The organism is Paenarthrobacter sp. NCHU4564 (genome assembly GCF_052156435.1).
GTDB lineage: Bacteria > Actinomycetota > Actinomycetes > Actinomycetales > Micrococcaceae > Arthrobacter.
Window position 1 is genome coordinate 1 of record NZ_JBQLIS010000044.1, and the last position, 3,721, is coordinate 3,721.

General features: G+C 64.7%; 5 protein-coding genes. 1 reads left to right on the forward strand and 4 read right to left on the reverse strand.

Annotated features, from left to right (window positions below; translation table 11 throughout):
• Positions 1-102 precede the first annotated feature (102 nt).
• Positions 103-414, reverse strand: a complete 312-nt coding sequence (locus ACSVIE_RS20970) for a hypothetical protein (RefSeq protein ID WP_442425141.1) — start codon at positions 412-414, stop codon at positions 103-105.
• A 94-nt stretch (positions 415-508) separates the two neighbouring features.
• Positions 509-1,417, reverse strand: coding sequence for a DNA-processing protein DprA (gene dprA / locus ACSVIE_RS20975; RefSeq protein WP_442425142.1), 909 nt, complete (start codon positions 1,415-1,417; stop codon positions 509-511).
• Between the two features lie 439 nt (positions 1,418-1,856).
• On the opposite strand from dprA, the gene ACSVIE_RS20980 reads away from it, so the two are divergent.
• The gene (locus ACSVIE_RS20980) at positions 1,857-2,117 is read left to right on the forward strand and encodes a hypothetical protein (protein ID WP_442425143.1); all 261 of its coding nucleotides are present in this window, start codon (positions 1,857-1,859) and stop codon (positions 2,115-2,117) included.
• Positions 2,118-2,212: 95 nt separating this feature from the next.
• Here ACSVIE_RS20980 and ACSVIE_RS20985 read toward each other — a convergent pair whose 3' ends face one another.
• Positions 2,213-2,365, reverse strand: coding sequence for a hypothetical protein (locus ACSVIE_RS20985; RefSeq protein WP_442425144.1), 153 nt, complete (start codon positions 2,363-2,365; stop codon positions 2,213-2,215).
• A 200-nt stretch (positions 2,366-2,565) separates the two neighbouring features.
• The gene (locus ACSVIE_RS20990; protein WP_442425145.1) at positions 2,566-3,579 is read right to left on the reverse strand and encodes a DUF4192 domain-containing protein; all 1,014 of its coding nucleotides are present in this window, start codon (positions 3,577-3,579) and stop codon (positions 2,566-2,568) included.
• Positions 3,580-3,721 lie beyond the last annotated feature (142 nt).

The window sequence follows — 3,721 nt, forward strand, 5'->3', positions numbered from 1 at the left end:
CCCTGTTGCGGGAACGGCGGTCCGCCGCCGGCGACCACCCACCAGTGCCGGCCACCCGCGGCGGACCGCCCGCCCACACAAAGCGAACGGCCCACCGGCGGCTCAGGCGGTGCTGTCTATCTTGGCGAGGATCTCGCGGGTCGCTTCCTCGGTCTTGCGCTGAAGCTGTTTGATTTCCTCATCGGCCGGAGCGGCTTCGATCTTCTCGAGCTGGACCTGCCATACGTCCATCGAGGCCAGCAGCTCGGGCGTGAAGGTTGAATCCGGTTTGCCTTGCAGGCCGAAGTAGTAGAAAGCATCCGCCATTCCCGGGTAGCCGATCCATTCGGCGGTCCTGGCCGCTTGGTCACGTTGGGCGGCCTCGTAGTGGGCCTCGTAGTCGAAATCGCCGTCTTCATCCCAAAGGTTCGTCATGGTGTTGTCTCCTCAATGCTTGGAAGGGTGGCCGTGAGCTGGTCCCGGCGGACTGCCACTACGGCCGGCCTCGAAAGGCCGGCCGCGGGTTGGGTTAGTCGGCGAGTATCTCAGCGACGTCGGCGGCGTCGCTGACCAGGAATGCCCCGTTTTCTCGAAGGAGCTTGTGGCACCCGGCGGAGTTGGCGCTGTGGACGCTTCCGGGCACTGCGGCGACGTGTCGGCCGATGGTTTCGGCTCGGTGTGCGGCGTTCAGTGCGCCGGAACGCCACCGGGCTTCGACAATGCAGGTCACTCCGGCAAGGGCGGCGATTATGCGGTTCCGCTGCAGAAAGCGGTAGCGGGTCGGCGCGTTGCCCGGGGGCTGTTCGGAGACAATCAGGCCGTTGGCCCTGATCGCGGACGCGAGGTCAGTGTTGCCGGACGGGTAAACCCGGTCGAGGCCTCCGGCGGCGACCGCGATGGTCGCCGGTCCTGTGCCGATGAAGCCAGCCAGCGCGCCGCGGTGGGCGTGGGCGTCGATGCCGTAGGCAAGGCCGGAGACGACGCAAATGCCGCGTTGGGCCAGTCCGTGGGTAATCTCACCGGTGACGGCAGCGCCGTAGCTGGTGGAGTCGCGGGATCCGGTCAGCGCTGCGGCGCGGTGCACGGCCGGGATCCCCTGGCTGATGTCTCCGATGTACCAGAGCCCGTACGGGGCATCGGGCAGGTCATCGAGGCCGGTGGGCCAGTGTTCGTCGCCGGGGATGAGGAATCCTCCGCCCAGCCGTTCGATGGTGGCTAGGTCCTTCTCTCCGTCCACGTCCGGGACCCGCTGCGCCCATCGGTGCAGACCTTCGGTCAGGTTTTCTTCGCTGATGTGGCGGAACGTGTGTCGCGGTTGGGCGCCGGTGGCTACTCTCAGCGCCGCGTAGGCGCCCAATGCTTTGACCAGCGCACGGCCTGTCGTGTCTTGGGAGTCGAAAAGGCGGGTAAGGGCGGCGCGTGCAATGCGGTCGTTCATGGTTGTGTGTCCTTTGCAGAGGAATGGGTGAGGGAGCGGTGTGACCTAAGCCAGCTACTTTCTTTGCTCCCCCGTTGTTTTTTGGCTGCTGGCGAAGCTTGCGGAGCTGTGGCCGACGGAGGCCTGTCTACCCTTGGGCAAGGTGTGGGAAATTCCCGGAGGAAATAAGCGACGCAGGAGCGCCGTAGGGACATTTCCTGCACCGCAGGCCCCGGAGCTTGCGGAGGGGCTAGACGGGGTGGAGCGGACACGTAGAATCCGAAGGACAGCAGCCAAAAAACGTCGTAGACAAACAGGTCCGGGCACGGCGGAGCTCTGCGAGGCCGGGACCGGGCCCAACAGCCGGCCACGGAGCGAAGCGGAGAGGACGCCCAATAACTGGTTGGAGCGCAGCGGAGACCAGAGGTGTGCTCTGACATTTGCCCGATATGCTGCCGCCATGACAAACACTCAAGAAGCCCAGTTCGAGCAGCCTCCGTACCCTCGTCAGGAGGAAGTCTCGTTGCCCAAACCAGCTGGATCAACCCGTGACGAGGCCATCCTTTGGGCTGAAGCAGAGGTAGCGGTCCAAGAGAGACTGAAAGAGAACGAGTATGTCCAGCACCGCTCAACCTTGAGCGAACGCCGAATGGGCGAGCGGTCGATTTGGGACGCCTCATTCCAGATTGGTCTGCAGGAAGAAACCTCAGAGGAGGTCTAGCCTGGGCAAAGAAGAGCCGGCACCTTGGGTGCCGGCTCTTCTTCGTTTTCTCTGCAAAAGAAATTTCTGGGTGCAGCGTGTGTGCTGCCGCTTCTTTACGGCTCGTCTAGCCGGTGATCGGCCAGGGGCCGGTCAACGGGACCTGTGTTTGGGCCGGCGGTGAGCAGGCTCAGCTCCAGGATGTCTTCGGCCGGGCTCGCGTCGGGGGCGACGGTGTCTGCCTCGGTCGTGCGGATTTCATCGGCCACAGTAGGGGTCCTGCCTTTGGGTGTTTGGACTTCGGTGTCCTTTCACCGTATCGGCTGTTCCTGCGGTTTGGCTGGATAGTGGCTACGCCCGCGGCAGCGTGATCGCGGCCGGCGGAGCGAAGCGGGGGAGGCCGCGCGCATCTGGTCGGGATCCCGACGGGTAAGGCCGGACCCTCGTGGTGGGGTCCGGCCTCATCCGGTTAGCGGCCGATGGGGCGGGTGTAGGCCTTCTTCGGGTCCCTGACGCAGTCGGCCAGCAGGCCGCGTTCGACCAGTTCGGCCAGCAGCTCAGCGAGCCTGAACCCTTCGGCGTCCTCCAGCGCGAGCTTGAAGTAGCGGGCGGCGAAGCTGGACTTTCCTTTGAGCCATTCGAGCCATCCGATCATGCAGAGCATCGGGGCGCGTTGTCCCTCGGGGGTTACTTTCATCAGTTCGAACGCGAGTTCCTGGGCTGTGTCGACGCGGGCCCAGTCCGGGCGGGCGAGGAATACGCCCACCAGCACTGAGGTGAACTGTTCCGGGGCGTTGGTGATGATGTCGACCATCAGGTGGTCCCGGGTGCTGGGGTGCTGCAGCGCTCCAGCCAGTTCCAGTGCGCTCTCCTTAGTGAGCGCCTTGGGGTTCTGCAGAAGCTCGGCCCATTGGGCGCGGCGTGCTTCGGTGTCCTCGGGCCATCCATCGGGCTTGTGGGCGGCGATGGTTTCGCGGGCTTCGGCCTCGCCGGTAAACGGCTCGGGGTTGGTGAATCCCGTGACGCTGCTTCCCCGGTAGATGAAGGCGGCGTTGCCGGTGCTGTTGGTGATTTCCTCCAGCGACCGCTCGGGGCAGCACGCGCGATCGGTGCACAGGTAGTTGGTCCACATGTGTGAGGTCACCATCCATGCGTCTTGCAGGGGCATCCGCGCGGTTCGCAGCTCATTCCGCAACGCCTGAACATGCTCGGCGAACGGGCGGGTTGCCGGCGTAGCGTCTTCGTCGGTGTAGATGACCAAGAGGGTCCCCGTAGCGGCGTCGTCGGCTGTTGCGTAGCTGACGACGGTTTGAGCGAACGCCTTGGGTTCGAAGCAGAGCGGGGCGTCGATGCGCAGTGTGGCGCCCAGTGCGTTGCCCTGCATGGTGATCACGACGAATGATTCCTTGGGGGTTTCGCCCAGCATGTGCGGGACGTAGGCCAGGATGTCGGCGGGGGTGCTGATGTTGATGGGCTCGTTCATGGTTGTGTGTCCTTTGCAGAGGAATGGGTGAGGGAGCGGTGTGACCCGGCCAGCTGCGGGCGTCCCCTCCCCCGTTGTTTTTTGGCTGCTGGCGAAGCTTGCGGAGCTGTGGCCGACGGAGGCCTGTCTACCCTTGGGCAAG

Coding starts and splice junctions, on each gene's coding strand:
- dprA (WP_442425142.1), bottom strand. CDS start 1,417: ATGAACGACCGCATTGCACGCGCCGCCCTTACCCGCCTTTTCGACTCC.
- ACSVIE_RS20970 (WP_442425141.1), bottom strand. CDS start 414: ATGACGAACCTTTGGGATGAAGACGGCGATTTCGACTACGAGGCCCAC.
- ACSVIE_RS20980 (WP_442425143.1), top strand. CDS start 1,857: ATGACAAACACTCAAGAAGCCCAGTTCGAGCAGCCTCCGTACCCTCGT.
- ACSVIE_RS20990 (WP_442425145.1), bottom strand. CDS start 3,579: ATGAACGAGCCCATCAACATCAGCACCCCCGCCGACATCCTGGCCTAC.